Raw genomic sequence first — 19,611 nt, 5'->3', positions numbered from 1 at the left:
AATCCTTATGCTGTTTTACGGGCCGACAGAATATTGCCCAGAGTTTCGGCAAATGCTTCAAGGTCGGCAAAGTCGATGGTCAGTGCGGGCAGCAGCCGGAGCACGTTGCCCTGCGTCAGGTTGCAGATGAATCCGGCGTCCAGCAGGGCCTGCCAGATTTCCTGGCCGGGAAAGGACAGAACAATGCCTATCATCAGGCCGCAACCCCGGATTTCCGTAATGGCTTCTGGATGCGCGGCGGCCAAGGTCTCGAACAGGGCGGTTGCATCCTGTCCCATCTTGTGGGCGCGTTCGTCCAACCGGTCGCGCTTCATTATCTGAATGGTCTTGAGTGCCGCTGCGGATACCAGGGCCGTACCACCAAAGGTGGTGGCGTGGCTGCCGGGTTCAAATCCTTTGGCGACCTTGTCCGTGGTCATCATGGCACCCATGGGCAGGCCGTTGGCAAGAGCCTTGGCTGAGGTGATGATATCCGGGGTCAGGTCATAATGCTGGTGTGCCCAGAATTTTCCTGTACGGCACAGGCCGGTCTGGATTTCATCCACAATGAGCAGGATGTCGTTTTCGCGGCACAGCTTCTGGATGCCCTGGGCGAATTCCTGGGGCAGGGGGCGGACGCCGCCTTCACCCTGCACCACTTCCACCATAATGGCGGCGGTTTTGGGGCCTATGGCCTTGCGCAGGGCTTCCAGGTCGTTGAACGGCACGGTGACGAAGCCTTCGGGTAGAGGAGCGAAACCGTCCTTGACCTTGGCCTGCCCCGTAGCCGTAAGCGTTGCCAGGGTACGCCCGTGGAAGGAGCTCTCCAGGGTGATGACCTCGTACGCATCGCGTTTGGCGACCTTGTTCATGTAGCGACGGGCGAGCTTGATGGCGGCTTCGTTGGCCTCCGCGCCCGAGTTGCAGAAAAAGACCTTGTCCGCGTTGCAGGTTTCCAGCAGGGCCGCGGCCAGGTCGGCCTGTTCGTCCTGATAAAAAAGATTGGATACATGCACCAGCTTTCGGGCCTGATCAGCTATGGTTCGGGCGATTTCTGGATTGCAATGTCCCAGCGCGGTTACGGCGATGCCCGCCAGCAGATCCACATATTCCCGGCCTTCCGGAGTGTACATCCGGGAGCCTTCGGCCCTGACCACGCTTACGGGATACCGCCCGTAGGTGTGGCACAGGACAGCCTTTTCCTTGTGCATAATTTGTTCAGAAGCGTTCATGGTCGTGTCACATTTCTCCATTACTTCTTTCCTGTGTGACCAAAGCCTCCGGCTCCGCGTTCCGTAGTGGTGAGTTCCTCCACTGCGGTAAAGTGGGCCGCGGCAAAAGGTAAAAATATCAACTGGGCGATGCGTTGTCCTCGTCGGATTGTTCGTCGCTCTTTAGACGTATTGAGCAAGGAGACGATGATTTCTCCTCGGTAATCCGGATCGATGACGCCCACTCCCTGGCTGACGGTGAGTCCGTCCTTGGCTCCCAGGCCGCTGCGCGAGAAAATGAAACCCGCGAAGCCGGGGGCTGTAATTTCAATCGCCAGGCCCGCCGGAATAGGAGCGCGGTCACCGGGTTCGATGGTCAGGGTCTCCTGATCGATGCAGGCCCGCAGGTCAACGCCTGCCGAGCCCGAAGTAGCGGTTTCCAGTTCCTGACCTTCCCAGGCAGTGTGCAGGTATTTCACGCGGACGCCTATGGCGTTGTTCTGGGAAAAATCCGTGGAATGTGTCATGAATAATCGTCCGAAAGGTTGTTGGTTCAAAAAAAAGCAGATTCGGACTTGGCGCAGGAATTCAGTGAGTCATTTGCCGCAATGCGTTCGGTCCGGCGCAAAACTATTCCAGGTGCATGCAAAAGGCAATGGATGACGCCCATATCGAAAAAAATGAAAAAAAATGGATTCTCTCTTCCCGCGGCGTTGTCTTTTTCGTACGCTTTCGGCAATAGCTATGATAAGACCTTTGCGTAGCCTGCGTTAATATGAGGCCAGCCGGATGCCCGGCTGAAAATAAGGAGAATTCGTATGCGTCCTATACGTTCATTTAGTGTTGTTCCTAAGTTGCCGGAAAAACTGAGTCCTCTATGGAAGCTGGCCTATAACTTCTGGTTTGCGTGGAGCAGCCCGGTACGTGAACTTTTTTCGCTTATCGATCCCCGGCTTTGGAAGGAGTGCGAGGGCAACCCCGTTGCCTTCCTCAACCGCCTGCCTCAGAATGTCATGCAGGAGCTTGCCCGGGATGAGTTCTTTGTGGAACGCATGACGGATGTGCATAAAAGCCTGCAGACCTATCTGTCCAAAACGACGTCGGCGGTGACCTTTCCCGGTATGACAGAAAAAAAACCGGTAGTTGCCTATTTTAGCTTGGAATTCGGCGTGGACAAAAGCCTGCCCGTGTATTCGGGCGGCCTTGGCATTCTGGCGGGAGACCATCTCAAGTCGGCCAGCGACCTGAATATTCCGCTGCTGGGCATCGGCCTGTGCTACCGGGAAGGATATTTCCGCCAATACCTTACACCGGACGGCTGGCAGCAGGAAAACTATCCGGACAGCGACTTCGAGCAGATGCCCATGCATCTTTGCGAGGACGCAGAAAAGAAACCCATCCTGATTTCCGTGGATATGGCCGGGCGCCAGTGCCAGGCCCAGATATGGAAAGTGGATGTGGGGCGCATCAAGCTTTACCTGCTGGATACCAATATAAAGGAAAACGACGAAGACCTGCGCTGGACGTCGGCCCGACTGTACGGCGGCGATCTTGAAATGCGGGTCCGGCAGGAAATTCTTTTGGGTATAGGCGGGGTGCGCATGCTCGAAGCCCTTGGCCTGGAACCCAAGGTCATCCACATGAACGAAGGACATTCCGCCTTTGCCGGGCTGGAACGCATCCGGGTATTCATGGGCGAATACGGCCTGCCCTTTGAAGCGGCCATGGAACTTGTAGCCTCAACCAGCGTTTTTACCACGCATACCCCGGTGCCTGCGGGCAACGACCGCTTTCCGCCGGATCTGATTGCCAAGTACTTTGACAACTATACCCGCTCCCTGAATTTGGCCTTGAAGAGTTTCATGGCCCTGGGACGCGAGGACATGCGCGACGACAGCGAAGCTTTCTGCATGACCGTACTGGCGCTCAAGCTCTCCCGGTTCAACAACGGGGTCAGCAAACTGCACGGCCATGTCTCGCGGAACATGTGGAAGCGCGTCTGGCCCCAGTACCCGGTGGAGGATGTGCCTATAGGGGCCATTACCAACGGTGTGCACATGCCCACCTGGGTGGCGCCTGACCTGGCCTCCCTGTACGACCGGTATCTCGGCGGGAACTGGCGGGAAGACCCGGATTGCGAACGCATCTGGCGGCAGGCCGATGGTATTTCCGAATCCGAACTTTGGCGTACCCACGAACGGCTGCGTGAACGGCTGGTGGAATTTGTCCGTACCCGCCTGAAGGAAACACTTATTGCGCGCGGGGCGCGGCGCAAGGACTTGCAAGCAGCCGAAGAGGTGCTTGATCCGGGCGCGCTGACCATCTGCTTCGCCCGTAGGTTCGCCACCTACAAAAGGGCCACCATGCTGCTTCAGGACAAGGAACGGCTGCTGCGTATCATGGGCAATGAAAAGCGCCCGGTGCAGTTCATCTTTGCCGGCAAGGCGCATCCGCAGGACCAGGAAGGCAAGAAATTCATCCAGGAGATCGTTCAGGTCTGCCGTGAGGAAGAACTGCGCTACAAAATGGTTTTTTTGGAAGACTACGACATGGAAGTCGCCAAATACATGCTGCAGGGCGGCGACATTTGGCTGAACAACCCGCGTGTTCCTTTGGAAGCCTGCGGGACCAGCGGAATGAAGGCCATGGCCAACGGCGTCATCAACCTGAGCACATTGGACGGTTGGTGGGCCGAAGCCTACAAGGCGGACAACAGTGTGGGCTACTCCATCGGGCGTGGCGAAATTTATGAAGACCACGCCTATCAGGATTTCGTGGAAAGCCAGACATTCTACAATTATCTGGAAAACGACATCCTGCCCGAGTTCTACGACCGGGGGCGCGACAACATGCCGCGCAACTGGATACGCCGCATGAAGAATGCGCTGGTGCAACTCGGGCCGGTCTTCAACGCCCACCGCATGGTGGAGGATTACGCCACCAAGGCGTACCTGCCCGCATATGAAAGCTACCGCACCCTTATGAAGGACAACTATGCCCCGGCCAAGGAACTTGCCGCCTGGCGCATGGAAATAATGACCCGTTGGAGCCAGATCAAAATCCGCAACGTGGGTACGGAAACGCCCGAACGCCTGTATGTGGGCGAATCGTTCATCGTGCACGGGGAAATTTATCTGGACGGGATGAGTCCCAAGGATGTGCAGGCCGAGATTTACGCCGGACCGCTCAACCAGCAGGGTGAATTTACATCCCGCCAGGTTACCGTGATGGAAGCCGAAGGTACGACTTCGGATGGCTGGCATATCTTCCGCGGGGAAACCGATCCACAGGATGCCGGACGTTTTGGGTTCACAGTGCGTATTGTGCCGTGCCACCCGCTGTTGCTCGACCCGCATTCTCTGGGGTTGATCAGCTGGGCGGACTGAAAAATACAGGTGTGAACCCAAGACCGTCTTTGTATATGGTTGCAAATGAAAAGTCGGGTCGTTTGTACGGCCCGGCTTTTCAATTTATCGGTGCTGTTTTTCAACAAGCGTGTATCGGTTATACATCTGCCTGCTTTGAAGGATGCTAAAGGGCTGTATACCGGGGAGGTAGCCTTGGAAAATCCAAAGCAAGATTTACTTTCTCCTAGTACAGGAGTAGGTATTTTTTATATTTCTCACTCTCTTGTTGGAGTTGTGTGCTTTTTTATGACCTTTGTTTGCAGGTGAGCGCTTACATGGCAGGATTTTTAAAGAAAATTCTTTCCGTTACTTCCGGAAAAAAAGAAGCCAAGGACAAACGGGCGGCGTACCGTGTCATCATTCCCAATTTGCGAGCCAAGCTGTGCGGGCGGCCCATCAGTGTAAGCGTGAAGGATTTGAGCGCCACCGGTATCGCCCTCAATACCAATGCCAAAGAGTTTGCTCCCGGAAACATAATTATGGTGAGTCTTTTTCGGGGAACCAAACTGCTGCTGGCCGACATCAAGCTGAAAGTCGTGCGCGTTGGCAAAGGATTTGTGGGGTGTCTTTTTGTCAATCCTTCTACGCAACAGGCCGACATGCTCCACTCCATTACCCTGGAAGAGCAGAAACGCGAGGCAGACATCAAGAAGACCAGGAAGGAATTGGAGAGAAAGGCCGAGATGGACAAGAAGAAAATGGAACTGCGCTGACTGCGGTTTCTTACATACAGGATACAAAAAGACCGCCGGAAAATTCCAGGCGGTCTTTTTGTATGGTTTTGGGAATGTTCAGCCCACCTGAGTGCCGAGCAGAATGAGAGAAAAGTAGGGCGGTTTGTCGTCCGTATTGTCCAGGTTGCGAACAATGGATTCTCCTTCCATTCCGCATTTGCTGACCAGAACCGCATTTTCAATTTGTCCGGCTTCCCGCAGCGCTTCGCGAATGGCGGGAAAATTCTTGTAGGCCTTCAGGATGACTGCCTTATCCGTATTGCGCAGTCCGTTCACCAGTTTTTCCCTGTTGTTGATGCCGGAGAGCACGAGCATGTTGTCCGAGTTCTCCGCGAGTATCGTACCGGTTGTGGCGGCTGCCGCCTGGTACGAGGTGATGCCCGGGACTATCTGTACGGGCAGGTCGGGATGGAGCTGGCGCAGGGTTTTATACAGGTAGCCGAAGGTAGAGTAAGTAAGCGGGTCGCCCAGGGTGAGAAAAGCGCCGCTGCGCCCGTCGGCCAGGTGTTCTGCTACCGTGTCTGCGGCAGTTTTCCAGGCCTTGTGCAGGATTTCCTTGTCGCGTGTCATGGGAAACTCCAGACGGACGACCGGAATATCGGCATCCATGTGGGGGCGGGCTATCTCCAGAGCGCTGGAGTAGGTGTTTTTGGGCGAAGCCGCAGTAAAAACGACATCCGTGCCGGAGAGTAACCGCACGCTTTTGAGCGTGAGGAGTTCCGGGTCGCCCGGACCAACGCCTATGGCGTGGAGTGTTCCAAAATTATTGTGCATGGGGTGCTCCCTGAGAGGTATCTTGTGGTGCTTGGGAAAAGGCCGCGGGGTGGAGAAAGCGAGACAGCTGCTCCACCGCATCCACGCTGCGCGACGAAGGGCGCGAGTACAGACGCTCTTTGACCATGAGGACCCGCCCGTTGGAAACGGCCTTGAGCTCTTTGAAATGGTCGCGTTGCGCCGGAGGTTGCGGCGTGGGATTCATGGGGCCCTGCTGTACGAGATAGACGTCCGGATCGGCAGCCAGCAGGACTTCTTCGTTGAGCCGGACGAGTTTTTCATCCTGCTGCAGGATGTTGCTACCACCTGCCTGTTCGATGACGGCATTGACCATGGAATTACGCCCGGCCCCCAGCAGATTGGGGTAGCGGACTTCGTAAAATACTTTGGGGCGGGGAAGTTTGGCAACGCGCGTGTGTATTGCATCTAATCGTTGCCGCATGGATTGGACAAGCTCCTGGGCACGGGGCGAGGAGTCGGTGAGTACGCCGATTCGCTCTATTACCCGGAACAGATCTTCAAAGTTGTGCACCTGGAACACGGCGGTGGGAATGCCTTGTTCGCGGAGCTGTGCCACGGGGAGCAGGGCCTTTTTCCGGCCTGTCATCTGCACTGCCAAATCGGGCTGAAGTCCGAGGATAAGCTCCAGATTGGGGCGAAGATGCGTTCCGGCGGCAGGAACATCGTGCAGGCAGGCCAAATCGTCGCCACGCGTGCGTACCACCACGGTATTGCAGCGGTCCAGACCGTCCAAGATTTCGCTGATGGCCGCGTACAGAGGGGCTATTCTTCGGGCCGGAGCGTCCAGGCAGACGCGGGTGTTTGTGTCATCGGTGATGCACAATTTGCCTGCCTTGGCTGAACCAGCTGCAATGGTCAGACACAGGAATGCCGCAGCACAGAAGGTCAGCAGCCTAGCTTTGGCCGGGAACAAAATGGGCCTGAGGTTGGCCGGTAATTGGATGGTCTGCAATGACCACCTCCGTTTCATATACATCCGACAGGGTCTGCCGGTTGAAGATTGCTTTCGTAGGGCCATCTGCCACCACCTGTCCGTTTTTGAGGAAGACCAGCCGGTCGCAGTAGAGCGCGGCCAGATTCAGGTCGTGCATGACCGAACAGATGGTTGTTCCGTTTGCGGCCATGCGCCGGAACAGGTCGTACATGGCGATTTTTGCGGCAACATCCAGACCTGCCGTGGCTTCGTCCAGCAACAGAATTTCACTTTGCTGGGCCAGGGCGCGGGATATCACCACCCGTTTGAATTCGCCGCCCGAGAGGGTGTCGGCCATGCGGTCGGCCAGATGCAGGCTTTTGGATTCGCGCATGGCTTCCAGCGCCGCGTCCATGTCGCGCTGTCTGTATCCTCCTAGAAAGGACACATACGGGTAGCGGCCCATGAGTACCACGTTCAGGCAGCGATAGGGAAAGGTTGCCCTGGTGTGCTGCGGAACCACGGCAAGGGTTCGGGCCAGGGCCTTGGCCGAATAATTGTGCACGGGAGTGCCGTCAAGTTCCGCCTCCCCGGAGGTGGGGGCCAGTATTCCGGCCAGCACGTGCATGAGCGTGGTCTTGCCGCTGCCGTTGGGGCCGAGAATTCCCGCCATCTGACCTTTGGGCACATTTATGCCCACGCCGTGCAGCACTTCGCGTCCGTTGTATCCGCAATGCAGATCGCGCACCTGTATCATCGTCTGTTCCCTGCCTTCCTCAGCATCCTTTGTCATCCTTTCTCCAGAAGGTTTTTCCCTCGGGTAAGGAGAAGACAGAAGAAAGGGCCTCCGGCCAGCGCCGTGATCACGCCCACGGGCAATTCGGCCCCATCGGGCAGGATGCTCCGGGCGGCCATGTCGGACAGCAGCAGCACAATGCCTCCTGCCAGCCCGGAAAACAGGACCAGCGGCCGGTGCTCGCCGCCAATGGAAAGGCGGACGAGGTGCGGAACCACCAAACCCACAAAGCCGATAACGCCCGCCACGGACACGCAGGCCCCGGTCAGCAGGCTGGCGCCGACCAGCAGAATGGTGCGGATGCGCGGTGCGTCCACCCCCAGCTGCCGGGCCTGGGTTTCGCCCAGGGCCATGATGTCCAGCTCGCGAAGGTAAATGACGATGATGCCCATGCCGAGCAGGCAGTAGGGAAGGAACAAAAGCAGATGGGTGAAGCCGCGCCCCTGGAAGCTGCCCATGATCCAAAATACAATGCTGGAAGCCGTGTCTTCGTCCAGGGATTTGACCAGGGCGATACAGGCGGACAGCGAGGTGGCCACAACGATACCGGCCAGCACCAGCGTTTCCCGCCGCATGCCTCCGGCCCCGCGAGAAAGGGAAAGAACAGCGGCCAGAGCCAGCAGAGCCCCGCCCAGACCGGCCACAGGCAGAATGCCCAGAGGCAGCCCGAACAATGAAAACGCGGTTTGGGCCGCAGCTCCGAAGAAAATGGCAAGGCTTGCCCCAAAGGCCGCACCCGTGGAAACGCCAATGGTGAAGGGATCGGCCAACGGGTTCTGTAAAATGCCTTGGAACACGCAGCCGGAAACGGCCAGGGATGCGCCCACCAGCCAGGCCAGCAGGGAGCGGGCCAGGCGTAGGTCCACCACTATGGTGTGTATTGCCGGAGACAATGCCGCACTGCTTTCGCCACCGAAAAGGGCGGTCAGCACATCATCGGCGGCAATGGGAAAAGGCCCGGTGAAGCAAGCCCACAGCAGGGCCGCCGCACTGGAGGCAAGCAAGACAACGGCGGCAACTGCAAGAACGCGCCGCCGCCGTTGTTGGTTATGAACAAGAAGGGCTGGGTGGCTCAACGCCAACTCTCGTTTTAATGTTTCAGTTGCTGCATGGCGGTTTTCAGGTGGTCAATCCAGATGGAGGCCACATTGTCCATTTCCGCTGTTCCCTTGAGTACGGGAACACACTCTATACCAGCTTTTGTCAGCACGGACTTCCATGAATCCGGCTCGTCTCCGGCCATGTCGTTTCTGGCATGGTCTCCAGCCACGGACATGAAAGGCATGACGTATGCCTTTTTGATTTTCCGCGCCTTGAGCGTTTTGATGACATCATCCAACGTGGGGGAGCCTTCCACAGTGCCAACAAAGACATTGGGGTCCTTGAGGCTGAAATAATACTGCATGCCAGGATAATATACATTGGCAGGGTGCGGGGTGCCATGTCCCATAAACACCACGGCCTCGTATGGTTTGCGTTCCTTGGGCACGTTTGCCAGCAGCGCGTCTGCCGCTGCGCTCATGTCCGCAGCGGAGCTGAGCAGGGGCTGGCCTACTGCAATGTGAGGAATGCCGTTGGGCATTTTCTGGAAAGCCCTGGTCGTGCCAAACATGGCATGGAATTCTTCGCCTGGAATTGTGTGCAGAGACTGAACAGCCACATCGGTAAAACCTTCATCTGCCATTTTGGCCATGGCCTGGGCCGGGGAAAGAAGAATTTGCCCCTGTTTGGCAAGTTTGTGGCGGATGATGTGCGAGGTATAGGCCCATTGCACGGGAATGCCGGGGAAGGCCTTTTTGACCATGGAATCGATGTTTTTGAAAGCGACCTGTGCTTCGGGAACACTGGTTCCGAACGCCACCAGAAGGATGCCGGTTTTTTCCGGTTGTTCTTGCCCGTGCGAGGCCAGAACGCCGGTACAGCTCAACGTCAGAAGGAGAAAGGATGCGCACAGCAAATACAACAGGCGCGAGGTCCTGCAATGAAAAGATTTGTACATGGAGAAGCTCCGTTGATTTCCGGGGCGGAAATAAGGACACCCTGCAGGTAGGGCAGGGTGTGGCGTCGAAAAGACGATCCTCTCACGGCAATGCCCCCGTTGTCGGAGAGAGTGTGAAACTACGGCAGACAGGTCTTCTGACTTCTCCTTTCATCGGCGGCCTTCCCGGTAGCAACCAGTGGCGTGTAAGGGCCGATACAGCCTTGTGGACTGCGGAGTAACAGCGGCGGGTCCGTTCCGGTTTTACACCGGATTCCCTATTAAGCGCACGGTGCGCATCTGTCGTGAAAAGGTGATTAAGCCGGGTGGGGGAAAAGTGTCAATGGAGCTTTTGTAGTGCCTTTCAGCTTTCCACGGCCTGGACCGCGTCTGCCAGATGAGCGAGCCAGATGTCCACAAATGGCGGGTGTTCTATGATTCCGGTCTGCCGGACGTGGCACTGCATGCCTGCTTTTTGGATGCGGCTGGCCCATGACGCGCTTCCGTTTCCGGCAATATCTTCACGTACATGATAGCCGGGGACGCTGAGAAAAGGCAGCAGGTGGACGTTTTGGGGAGCCCGTGTGAGCAGAATCTGCAAAATTTTATCAATGCCCGGTTCGCCGGTCAGGGTGCCGATGAGGATGTCGGGATCGATTTTGTGGACGACTTTCTGCAAGGCTGCGTAGCAGGCATGTCCTTCGTGGATGGCACCGTGCCCGACCAGTACGGCGGTCTCACCGGCACGGCAGGGCGGAAGATAGGTGCGCAGGCCTTGCGCGGTAAGTTCAAGGTCTTCCGGGGAGTCGAGCAGAGGGCCGCCCACATGCAACGCTTCGAATTCGCCTGCCTGCAACCGTTCCATACAGGTGTCGCGCATATTTTCGAATTCGCTGCCTGGTGCGGTATGCAGCGACTGGACAGCCAGCCTGGTCATGCCCTTGGCTTTGAGTCGGTCCAGGGCGGAATCAATGGAATCGGCCTGCTGTCCGGAACGGGTAATGCCCCGGCGTACTTTTTCCGAAGTGAAGGCCCAGACAACCTCCCATTCGGGATATAGCGCGCGTACTCGTTGCTCCACAACGTCAAAACCCTGGCGCGCGTTTTGACGCACCGTGCCGAATGCGGCCAGAACAATGGCCTTGTGTTGTGAGGTCTGCTTCATGGAAATTTTATGTATCTGCAATATGCTTCGAGAGCCTAGCGAAGTACACGGGCCGGTGGCTGGGTGTCAACCAGAGGAGTAAAACGGGGGGCAACCGGTGAACAGGTGAAAGAGGCATCGTGGCATTAAACCGCAAGATCAAAAATGTTTGACGAGGATGTGTATAGCAGCTATACACATCGGTATGAGAACTTTTGAAGCCATAGGGCCACTGTTTCGGAATCTCCGGCAAGCCCTGGAAAAGTATACGGCTGTGGAAAAAATGCCCCAGAATTTGGGGCCGCAAGGGCTTTCCATGTACCCAGCCGAGGTGCATATGCTGGAAACCATCCTGGAGCTTGGTGGTGCCAGCATTACCGCTTTGGCTCGGGAAACCGGAATTACCAAAGGTGCTGTCTCTCAATTGGTAGGGCGGTTGGCAGAAAAGAATTTGGTTGAAAAGACGTTGGACAAGGACAACAGGTCACGTCTGATTGTTCGGTGTACCCGGTCCGGGCATGAAGTATGCGCCGGACATAACACTTTTCATCAGGAGCATGATAAGGCGTTCATTGACTACCTGCGACAGATGGACGAAGTCGATTTTAAGGCTGTGTGTGACTTTGGGCAGAAGTTGAACAGTTGGATGGACGGGTACCTGAAGTAATTTTTTTACCCAAAGTGTATAGGTGCTATATACTTTAACAAAGGAGTCTCCGTGAACATTCCCACTCCGAAAACAAGCTTTTATCCTGTGCGTAGCCTCCAGTTTCAGGGGGTAGGAAGCAGTGCCCTCAGTGCTGCCATGGAAATAGGGCTTTTTGATGCCTTGGCGGATGGACCGGCCCTTCCGGAGCAGATTGCCGAAGCCACAGGGACATTGGACGACCGTCTGGCCCCCCTGCTTGATGTCTGCGTTGCCTTCGACCTTTTGGAAAGAAAGGGGGCCAAGTACTCCAATACGCCGACAGCTGCCGAGTTTTTGGTCTCCTCCTCGCCGTTGTTTCAGGGAAAAGCCATGCAGTTGAATACCTATTTCATGTCCTTGTGCACGGAAAATATGGTGCACCTCTTGCGCAATAAAGAGGGGCTGAGTGAGCAGGCGGCACCCTGGGCAGCGGATTTTGCCATGGAGGGAACGGCCCAGGAGGCCATGGCTGGCCCCATGCAGCGGGCGGTGGAGATAATTGCCGAATTGCCGGGCTTTTCTGAGTTTACCCGCATGTGCGACATTGGCGGCAACCATGGCACTTTTTCCATGCTTCTTACGGACAGAAATCCGTCGCTCCGCGCGGTTATTTGCGACCTTCCCGATGTAGTGGAAACTGCGGCCGAGCGTTGCCGGAAGCTGGGATATGACGGACGTGTCGAGACAATGGCGTATGACATGCGCAAGGACCAGTTGCCCGAGGCTTCGTTCGATCTGGCTTTGGCCTCGCATGTTTTTTACAGCCTGGTAAGCAGCGAGGACGCGTGGGCTGAAGCTTTGGGGCGCATCTGCCGGTCCTTGAAGCCCGGCGGCTGGTTTGTATCCCATCACATGGCAAAAGATGAGGACACGTCCGCCAAGGATGCGTCTCTGCTGGATTTAGTTACCAGACTGGCCGGATACAAATCGCACTTTCTCCCCGTGGATACCCTGAGTGATATGCTGGCTGCCTATGGTCTGCAGGATATCAGGGTGGTCAAAACCTCAAGTAAGGGGTGGTCCACACTGGTTGCCGCCCGCAAGCCTTTGTAGGCCTGCTTTTTAGTCTGCATAAGGCGGATATACTATCCGGAGCGGCTTTTCGAGGAGAGCCGCTCCGGATTTTGTGGTAATGACCAATAATATGCCCAGATCAATTTTCATTTATTTGTAATGTTGTAAATTTGTATTGAATTTTAGGTGATTACGTCACTTTTTCAAAGCATTGAGATACATATGAAGACTGCTCTCTTCGGACTTTTCCTTCCCCTGTACTGCATAGTTTGAGTTTCAGACTCCAAGTAAGGTATCTCGGTTTGCATTTATTTTGTCGATATATCTCCTTTCCAGGAGTTCCTACTATCAATTTGTACACCCTATTGCCTGTAACGTAATGAAACTGGGGGAGGTTTCCGGCCCCGACAAAACAACTGCAACGCATCATCCGCCAGAGGATACGCACCGGAGGACAAACATGAGCGAAACGCATAGGGAAATGTGGGAAAAACTGAACCTGGATATTGAAGCACACGATGGCCTGCTTGAAGTGCTGGGGAAGTTTTACGGCGATATTTACATGTCTCAGGACAACCGCCTCAAGGGAATGGAATACATGGACTTCGTATTGAGCGAAGTGCATGGACTGCGCATACAGGAGCTGCAGGACGCCAAGGCGCAGGGGCATAAAGTTGTGGGGACATTCTGTGTTTTTGTGCCCGAAGAGCTTACCCTGGCCGCTGATGCCATTCAGGTGGGGCTGTGTGCCGGTGCCGATGCTGGAACGCAGGAGGCGGAAAAGCGTGTTCCCCGCAACACCTGCGCTTTGATCAAATCTTTCATGGGCTTCAAGCTGGCCCGCCTCTGTCCTTACATCGAGTCCAGCGACCTGGTTGTGGGCGAAACTACCTGCGACGGAAAGAAAAAGGCCTATGAAGCTCTGAGCGACCTGCTCCCTACCTATATAATGGAGGTCCCGCAGACCAAATCCTTGGCAGCCAAAGAATTGTGGCGTTCCGAAGTGCTGCGCTACAAGGAAGAATTGGAGCGTCTAACCGGAGTTACCATTACAGCGGAGCGTCTTGCCCAAAGCATCAAGACGGTCAACGACCGCCGTCGTGCCCTGCAGCGGTTGAACGCACTGCGTGCCGCCGACCCGGCTCCCATTTCCGGACGCGACGCGCTGCTGATCAACCAGATCAGTTTTTATGACGATCCTGTCCGGTTCACCACAAAGATCAACGAACTTTGCGACGAACTCGAAGCCCGTGTTGCCGCAGGCGAAGGTGTGGCTCCTCGCAATACGCCGCGTCTGCTCATGGCTGGCTGTCCCATGGCCGTACCCAACTGGAAACTTCCGTACGTGGTGGAAAGTTCGGGTGCGGTAATCGTGGGCGAGGAGTCCTGCATTGGAACGCGCAATACCCGCGACTTGGTGGACGAATCCGCCACCACGCTGGAAGGCATGATTGACGCCCTTGTCGACCGTTACATGAAGATAGACTGTGCCTGCTTTACGCCCAACGACGAGCGCATGGACAATGTGGCCGAGTTGGCGAAAACGCTCAAGGCAGACGGCGTGGTGAACTATTCCCTCATGTTCTGTCAGCCGTATGCCCATGAAGGCATGAAGCTGGGTAACATGTTCGAGGCCCAGGGCATTCCCATGCTTGCGCTGGAAACCGATTATTCCATGGAAGATGTGGAGCAGCTTAAAACAAGGGTGGAAGCCTTTGTGGAAATGCTCGGCTAGCAAGTGCGGGGTGTCCGGAAACGTCGCGGGCGACACCATACAAATCAAGCGTCATGGCCGACACACCGTTGGTCATGGCGGTGAAATCGGACCTGCGGCAAAGGCTATTCAACGCTTTTGCCGCAGGTACCACGTTTTGTCACGGTACTCTATCAGTCGGGGAAATCGCGTATGATTGCAGGAATCGACATCGGGTCGCGGAGCATGGAACTGGTGGTGCTGGAAGGTGAGGAGATAACCCTTTCCCGGCGGCTTCCTACAACGTTTGATCCGCGAAAACAGCTGGTTAATCTGCTGGAAGGGGTACGCCCCAGCCATGTGGTCGCCACCGGATATGGACGGCAACTCGCGGCAGGGTATGGCTTTGATGCGGACGTACAGACCGTGACCGAGATAAAAGCCCATGCCCGCGGCGCCGTACATTTCTTTCCCGAAGCCCGCGCCGTGCTGGACATCGGCGGGCAGGACACCAAGGCCATTGCCCTGGGGCCGAACGGACGGGTGCTGAAGTTCGAGATGAATGACCGCTGCGCTGCCGGTACAGGAAAATTTCTGGAACATCTGGCCAACGTCTTTCAGATACCGGTGGAGGAGTTCGGCGATTATGCCCTGGCCGGAGAGAAGTGTCTGACCATCAACAGCATGTGTACCGTGTTTGCGGAAACCGAGGCCACCTCGCTCATGGCGGGTGGAGAACAGCCACAAAGCATTGCTCTGGGACTGCATGCCTCGGTTGTGGCGCGTACTGCCAATATGTTGCGCAGGGTCGGTGGGGCCACTCCGGTGGTTTTTGCCGGAGGAGTGGCCAGAAATCCGTGCATGGTCAGACTGATGTCCGAGGCGCTGGAGGCGGTTCCCCTCATCCCGGAAAATCCGGATATGAACGGCGCGCTGGGGGCGGCGTTGTGTGCCAAGCTGTAAAACGTTCAGGCTGCTGAAAAAAGCACGAGAGTGTCGGTGCAGTAAAAAAATATGTCCTCGCGTATCAGGAAAAACGTGTCTGAATTGAATTTTTCTTACGTTTTGCTGTGCGTATTTTTTTGAGCAGACGGGCAGGTTGAATTTTATATTTAATGAAAAAGGGAGAAGCTTTCGCTTCTCCCTTTCAGTTTTTCATTCGTGTGCTCAGTGAGAACTCAGCCCCTTTTCTTTTGGGCGAATTGCAGCATTTTGGCGGCCTGGGCAAAGTTGGGGTTGATTGCCAGGGCTTTTTCAGCGGCGTTGGCCATTTGCCCCCACTTTTTCCAGTCGTGATACAGACGCCCTATGTTGAAGTAGAGGTATTCGTCCGTGGTGCAGAAGGTGAGAGCCCGCTCGTAGTATTGTTCCGCCGTGGCGAAGTCCTGCATCTTGCGCAGGACAATACCGATGCGGTTGTACAGGTGAACGGCTTCGGGATCGTCCTTCAGGGCCGCATCAAGGTAGTCGAACGCTGTCTTGTACTCTTCGGCTTTGAGAAACAGGTCTGCTATTTCGGCCTTGAGGTCGGCATCGTGCGGAAACTCCTTGATGAGTTTGTCCGCCGTTTTTTTGGCCAGCTCCGCTTTGCCCTCTTCCAGCTGCTCGGCAATCTGCTTGAGCCCGTCGGCCTTGCGCTGCTGCATCTGTTTGAGCAGCCCCTGCACCTCGGCCTCGCTTGCGGCCTGCAGTTCTTTCATCAGCTCATTGAGCTGCTCAAGCAGGGAGCGCTCCTCCCCTTCCGAATAATTGATGATAAGGGGATAGATTTCCTTGAGCTTTTTATTGGCCCCCAACGAGTAGATCGCAGCTTCGAGCAGTTGGGCAAATTCCTGCTTTTCCGCCTTCATGAGTTTGTTTCTCAGGATAATCACGACGGCATCGTGCATAGCCTGAACAGCAGGAATAAGTTTGTCCTGTTTGAGATGCGAATTAATGCTGGCAATAAGTGAACGTGCTTTTATCAGTTCGGCGGACATGGCATTTATCCTTACGGCAAATGGTGAACTCAGCTGTCGACAGTTTGTTAACTATGCATCCACGCGGCATGCAATGGAATTATTTTCCAGTAGCATTTTTAATGCAACTGCGGAAGCGGGGGAAGAAGGTTCGGCTGTCGTGCGGGCCGGGACCTGCTTCCGGGTGATATTGCAGAGTCATTATGGGTTTTTCTTTGTGCTCAAAGCCTTCAAGCGTTCTGTCGTTGAGGTTGACGTGCGTCATTCTCAGAAAGTCGAGCTTGGAGATATCCACACAGAAACCATGGTTCTGGGAGGAGACCTCAATGTGGCCCGTGGCAGTTTCCTGCACCGGATGGTTGGCGCCATGGTGGCCGAACTTGAGCTTGTAGGTAGTGCCGCCCAGGGCCATGCCCATAATTTGGTGGCCAAGGCAGATGCCGCCAATGGGGTATTCTTCCGTCAACAGGCTTATTTGATGCGCCACGTCCGGCAGGGCGGCCGGATCTCCGGGGCCCGAGGAAAGAAAGATCGCATCCGGTGAAAGTGCGGCAACCTGATCCCGGGTGAAGGAAGACGGCACCATGAGCATGTCGAATCCAATATCCGTCAGCAGACGCAGAATATTCCATTTGACTCCGAAATCGTAGACCACCAGCCGTGGCCCCGTTCCGGTCCAATCGTATTTTCCATCTGCCAGGTCTACGGATTTGGTCTCCGTACCGGTCCAGATGTATGGTTTGTCCGGCGTAACCTTGGAGGCCAGGTCCAGGCCTTCCATGGAGGGGATGGCCTTGGCCTGCTTTACCAGCTTGGCCGGGTCGGATTCTTCCGTGGAAATGACACCGCGCATGGCACCGTTGAGGCGCAGATGGCGGGTCAGAGCACGGGTGTCGATGCCTTCAATACCGGGCACTCCAGCTTTGCGGAGGTATTCAGGCAGGGATTCCGTTGCTCTCCAGTTGGAGGGCGTCTTGCAACATTCCTTGACGATCATGGCGGCGGCGCGCACTCGGTCGGATTCCACGTCTTCGGGGTTTACCCCGTAGTTGCCCATGTGCGGGTAGGTCATGCAGACCATCTGTCCCGTGTAGGACGGATCGGTAAGCACTTCCTGGTATCCGGTCATGGCGGTATTGAAAATGACCTCTCCAGAGGTCTCGGCAGGGCCGGTGAAGGAGCGGCCGTAAAAAATCGTGCCGTCTTCAAGGGCGAGAATGGCTTTCATCTATGCGCTCTCCGTCATGAGGGCCTGGACCGCTTCGATGTCCGAAGGTCTGTCCACGCCCCGCGTAATGTATTCTGTGGGGACAACCCGGATGGGGATACCGTTTTCCAGCAATCTGAGCTGTTCCAGACGCTCGCATTGCTCCAGGCGGCCGGGAACCAACGACGTGAACCGCTCCAAGGTGGCGAAGCGGTAGGCGTACATGCCGATGTGCCCCCAGATCGGCTGATCCTTTTTTGTCCCATGTGGGATGACCGACCTGGAAAAGTACAACGCATCACCCCGGTTCGTCCAGATAACTTTGACCTGATCGGAAATTTGGGCTCGCTCGTGGGATATTTGATGAGCCAACGTGGTGGCCTGTACTTCGGCGTCCGTAAAAGGGGCCAGCAATTGGGAAAGCATGCCCGGTGCCAGGGCGGGTTCGTCTCCCTGGATATTGACCACGACATCCGAGCCGCCCAGCCCCAGTGCGCAGGCTGCCTCGTGAATGCGGTCCGTTCCGCTGGGATGGTTGGAAGCCGTCATAATGACCGGGATGTCCAGGTCCTTTGCAGCCTGGAAAATGCGTTCATCGTCCGTGGCAAGGTGCACGCTTTCTAGCTCCGGGCATTGCATGGCCCGCGTGCAGACGTGCCAGAACATGGGTTTGCCGAGAATTTCGGCCAACGGCTTGCCCGGAAAGCGGGAAGAAGCGTAGCGCGCCGGAACAAAACCGTGACAGCGGGGCATGGAACTCAATACAGGTCTCCTGAGAATTAAGCGGGTCGGGAAGATGCTGCGGCCATTTGGCAAATTGTTTGCGCCACCTGTGCGGCACCACCGCGACGTGCGGCAATATACGTTGTAAAGTCTTTGCGTACAGCGCTTTTTTTACGCCGAGGCGAAAGCTGGGCGGCCAGGGCTTCGGCCACCGCGTCTGGGGTGGGAGCTTCAATCAGCAGACCCTGGTCCACTATTTCGCGGCCCACCCAGGCAAAATTGCGCCAGTGCGGACCGGTCACCGGGATAAGACCTGCTCCCAAAGGTTCAAGAAAATTCTGTCCGCCCAAAGAGGCAAGGCTGCCGCCCACAAAAGCGGCCCGGGCCAGATGATAGGCTGCACCCAATTCGCCGAATGCATCCCACACAACCACACCGCCCTGCGGGGCCCTGCCGTCCAGTTTGGATCGCAGGTCATATTTGATTCCCATCCGCTCCAGAGCTGCGCACCAAACCGGTACATGGTGCATATGCCGGGGAAAAAGGCCGATGATGGTGCGCGGACGATGCTGCAACAGTTCTTCCACAGCCTGAGTTACCGGCCCGACTTCTTCGCGCCGCACCGATCCGAACACAACGAACGGGGCTTTGGGGGCAATGGCGTCGGCCACGGGATTGTCCGTATAATCCGGGGCCGGACGGGCGGCAACTTCGGCGATATTGTCGAATTTTATGTTGGGCATGGCCTCGGTGCGTGCTCCGGGAAACACCAGCTGAAAGCGCGCGGCGTCGTCGGGCGACATGGCCAGGATGCGTTGCGGTCCCATGCTGTTCAGCAGGCCGGAAAAGGCCAGGTAGTGGGAAAAACTACGGCTGGACATGCGACCATTGGCAACCAGAACGGGAGTCTGTTGCTCCCGGCAAGCCATGAGCAGGCCGGGCCAGAGTTCGGTTTCCAGCAGAACCACCACCTTGGGGCGGGCCTGTTCCAGCGCCTTTTTCATCAGGGAAGGGGCATCGAACGGACAATAGGCAATGCGGGCCGAAATGGTGCCGTCGTCGGTTGCGGCCTGCAGGATGTCGTGGCCCTGGCTGGTATAGGTGGTGAGCAGCACCGAAAGGGACGCACCGCCTTCGGAAGAAAGAGCGTTCAGTTCCTGGCAGATGCGCACGGCCAGGTATGCTTCGCCCGCGCTGGCCGCCTGCATCCAGACATCGGCACGAGGGAGAGGGGTGCGCAGAGTGCGCTGCTCCAGTCCTTGGCGTAGCCGTTTGTTGCGGCCGAGAAAGGGAACAACAGCCTTCCACCCCCAGTTGTACAGGGGGGCGAGCAGTCGGGTTGCCTTGTGCGCGGGTGTGGCAGACATGGGA

Annotated in this window: 18 protein-coding genes and 1 riboswitch; of the genes, 6 read left to right on the top strand and 12 right to left on the bottom strand. The window is 56.3% G+C overall.

Annotated elements, in window-relative coordinates:
• Nucleotides 1-5: 5 nt before the first annotated feature.
• Nucleotides 6-1,232: an aspartate aminotransferase family protein gene (locus ACI0FJ_RS05975; protein WP_424300356.1), complete on the bottom strand. Its 1,227-nt coding sequence runs from the start codon at nucleotides 1,230-1,232 to the stop codon at nucleotides 6-8.
• The gene (dut, locus tag ACI0FJ_RS05970) at nucleotides 1,232-1,717 is read right to left on the bottom strand and encodes a dUTP diphosphatase (RefSeq protein WP_424300353.1); all 486 of its coding nucleotides are present in this window, start codon (nucleotides 1,715-1,717) and stop codon (nucleotides 1,232-1,234) included. Before dut ends, ACI0FJ_RS05975 begins: the two co-directional genes overlap by 1 nt.
• A gap of 291 nt (nucleotides 1,718-2,008) precedes the next feature.
• On the opposite strand from dut, the gene glgP reads away from it, so the two are divergent.
• Together glgP and ACI0FJ_RS05960 are read left to right on the top strand one after the other, a co-directional pair.
• Nucleotides 2,009-4,576: an alpha-glucan family phosphorylase gene (glgP, locus tag ACI0FJ_RS05965; RefSeq protein ID WP_424300350.1), complete on the top strand. Its 2,568-nt coding sequence runs from the start codon at nucleotides 2,009-2,011 to the stop codon at nucleotides 4,574-4,576.
• A 296-nt stretch (nucleotides 4,577-4,872) separates the two neighbouring features.
• A complete protein-coding gene (locus tag ACI0FJ_RS05960) occupies nucleotides 4,873-5,310 on the top strand; it encodes a PilZ domain-containing protein (RefSeq protein WP_424300347.1) in 438 nt (145 codons plus the stop codon).
• Nucleotides 5,311-5,388: 78 nt separating this feature from the next.
• On the opposite strand, the gene cobI is transcribed toward ACI0FJ_RS05960, so the two are convergent.
• The 6 genes from cobI to ACI0FJ_RS05930 all read right to left on the bottom strand — a co-directional run bounded on the left by cobI (nucleotide 5,389) and on the right by ACI0FJ_RS05930 (nucleotide 10,978).
• A complete protein-coding gene (cobI, locus tag ACI0FJ_RS05955) occupies nucleotides 5,389-6,105 on the bottom strand; it encodes a precorrin-2 C(20)-methyltransferase (RefSeq protein WP_424300344.1) in 717 nt (238 codons plus the stop codon).
• Nucleotides 6,095-7,078 carry an ABC transporter substrate-binding protein gene (locus tag ACI0FJ_RS05950; protein WP_424300341.1) on the bottom strand — a complete coding sequence of 328 codons (984 nt, stop codon included), beginning with the start codon at nucleotides 7,076-7,078 and terminating at the stop codon, nucleotides 6,095-6,097. Before ACI0FJ_RS05950 ends, cobI begins: the two co-directional genes overlap by 11 nt.
• Nucleotides 7,020-7,832, bottom strand: a complete 813-nt coding sequence (locus tag ACI0FJ_RS05945; protein ID WP_424300338.1) for an ABC transporter ATP-binding protein — start codon at nucleotides 7,830-7,832, stop codon at nucleotides 7,020-7,022. The genes ACI0FJ_RS05950 and ACI0FJ_RS05945 overlap by 59 nt, the downstream gene beginning before the upstream one ends.
• Nucleotides 7,829-8,911, bottom strand: coding sequence for a FecCD family ABC transporter permease (locus tag ACI0FJ_RS05940; RefSeq protein ID WP_424300335.1), 1,083 nt, complete (start codon nucleotides 8,909-8,911; stop codon nucleotides 7,829-7,831). The genes ACI0FJ_RS05945 and ACI0FJ_RS05940 overlap by 4 nt, the downstream gene beginning before the upstream one ends.
• Nucleotides 8,912-8,925: 14 nt before the next feature.
• Nucleotides 8,926-9,834 carry a sirohydrochlorin cobaltochelatase gene (locus ACI0FJ_RS05935; RefSeq protein ID WP_424300332.1) on the bottom strand — a complete coding sequence of 303 codons (909 nt, stop codon included), beginning with the start codon at nucleotides 9,832-9,834 and terminating at the stop codon, nucleotides 8,926-8,928.
• Between the two features lie 110 nt (nucleotides 9,835-9,944).
• Nucleotides 9,945-10,132: riboswitch (cobalamin riboswitch) on the bottom strand.
• Between the two features lie 45 nt (nucleotides 10,133-10,177).
• Nucleotides 10,178-10,978: a sirohydrochlorin cobaltochelatase gene (locus ACI0FJ_RS05930; protein WP_424300329.1), complete on the bottom strand. Its 801-nt coding sequence runs from the start codon at nucleotides 10,976-10,978 to the stop codon at nucleotides 10,178-10,180.
• Nucleotides 10,979-11,240: 262 nt separating this feature from the next.
• Between ACI0FJ_RS05930 and ACI0FJ_RS05925 the strand changes: the two genes are divergently transcribed.
• From ACI0FJ_RS05925 to ACI0FJ_RS05910, 4 genes are all read left to right on the top strand, one after another.
• On the top strand, nucleotides 11,241-11,624 hold the full coding sequence (locus tag ACI0FJ_RS05925) for a MarR family winged helix-turn-helix transcriptional regulator (protein ID WP_424300326.1): 384 nt from the start codon (nucleotides 11,241-11,243) through the stop codon (nucleotides 11,622-11,624).
• A gap of 51 nt (nucleotides 11,625-11,675) precedes the next feature.
• Nucleotides 11,676-12,698: a methyltransferase gene (locus ACI0FJ_RS05920; RefSeq protein WP_424300323.1), complete on the top strand. Its 1,023-nt coding sequence runs from the start codon at nucleotides 11,676-11,678 to the stop codon at nucleotides 12,696-12,698.
• Between the two features lie 421 nt (nucleotides 12,699-13,119).
• On the top strand, nucleotides 13,120-14,394 hold the full coding sequence (locus tag ACI0FJ_RS05915) for a double-cubane-cluster-containing anaerobic reductase (RefSeq protein WP_424300320.1): 1,275 nt from the start codon (nucleotides 13,120-13,122) through the stop codon (nucleotides 14,392-14,394).
• Between the two features lie 171 nt (nucleotides 14,395-14,565).
• Nucleotides 14,566-15,315: an acyl-CoA dehydratase activase gene (locus ACI0FJ_RS05910; protein WP_424300317.1), complete on the top strand. Its 750-nt coding sequence runs from the start codon at nucleotides 14,566-14,568 to the stop codon at nucleotides 15,313-15,315.
• A gap of 215 nt (nucleotides 15,316-15,530) precedes the next feature.
• On the opposite strand, the gene ACI0FJ_RS05905 is transcribed toward ACI0FJ_RS05910, so the two are convergent.
• The 4 genes from ACI0FJ_RS05905 to ACI0FJ_RS05890 all read right to left on the bottom strand — a co-directional run bounded on the left by ACI0FJ_RS05905 (nucleotide 15,531) and on the right by ACI0FJ_RS05890 (nucleotide 19,607).
• On the bottom strand, nucleotides 15,531-16,331 hold the full coding sequence (locus ACI0FJ_RS05905) for a tetratricopeptide repeat protein (protein WP_424300314.1): 801 nt from the start codon (nucleotides 16,329-16,331) through the stop codon (nucleotides 15,531-15,533).
• A gap of 79 nt (nucleotides 16,332-16,410) precedes the next feature.
• Nucleotides 16,411-17,538 (bottom strand): glutamine-hydrolyzing carbamoyl-phosphate synthase small subunit, encoded by a 1,128-nt coding sequence (gene carA / locus ACI0FJ_RS05900; RefSeq protein WP_424300311.1) that lies wholly within the window; start codon nucleotides 17,536-17,538, stop codon nucleotides 16,411-16,413.
• Nucleotides 17,539-18,270: a 3-deoxy-manno-octulosonate cytidylyltransferase gene (gene kdsB / locus ACI0FJ_RS05895; RefSeq protein WP_424306502.1), complete on the bottom strand. Its 732-nt coding sequence runs from the start codon at nucleotides 18,268-18,270 to the stop codon at nucleotides 17,539-17,541.
• 26 nt (nucleotides 18,271-18,296) lie between these two features.
• Nucleotides 18,297-19,607 carry a 3-deoxy-D-manno-octulosonic acid transferase gene (locus ACI0FJ_RS05890; RefSeq protein ID WP_424300308.1) on the bottom strand — a complete coding sequence of 437 codons (1,311 nt, stop codon included), beginning with the start codon at nucleotides 19,605-19,607 and terminating at the stop codon, nucleotides 18,297-18,299.
• Between the last annotated feature and the right edge of the window lie 4 nt (nucleotides 19,608-19,611).

It is taken from the genome of Desulfovibrio sp. 7SRBS1 (genome assembly GCF_049723905.1).
Classification (GTDB): domain Bacteria; phylum Desulfobacterota; class Desulfovibrionia; order Desulfovibrionales; family Desulfovibrionaceae.
Note: the sequence above shows the minus strand (reverse complement) of the source record. Positions and strands in the feature narration are given on the sequence as shown.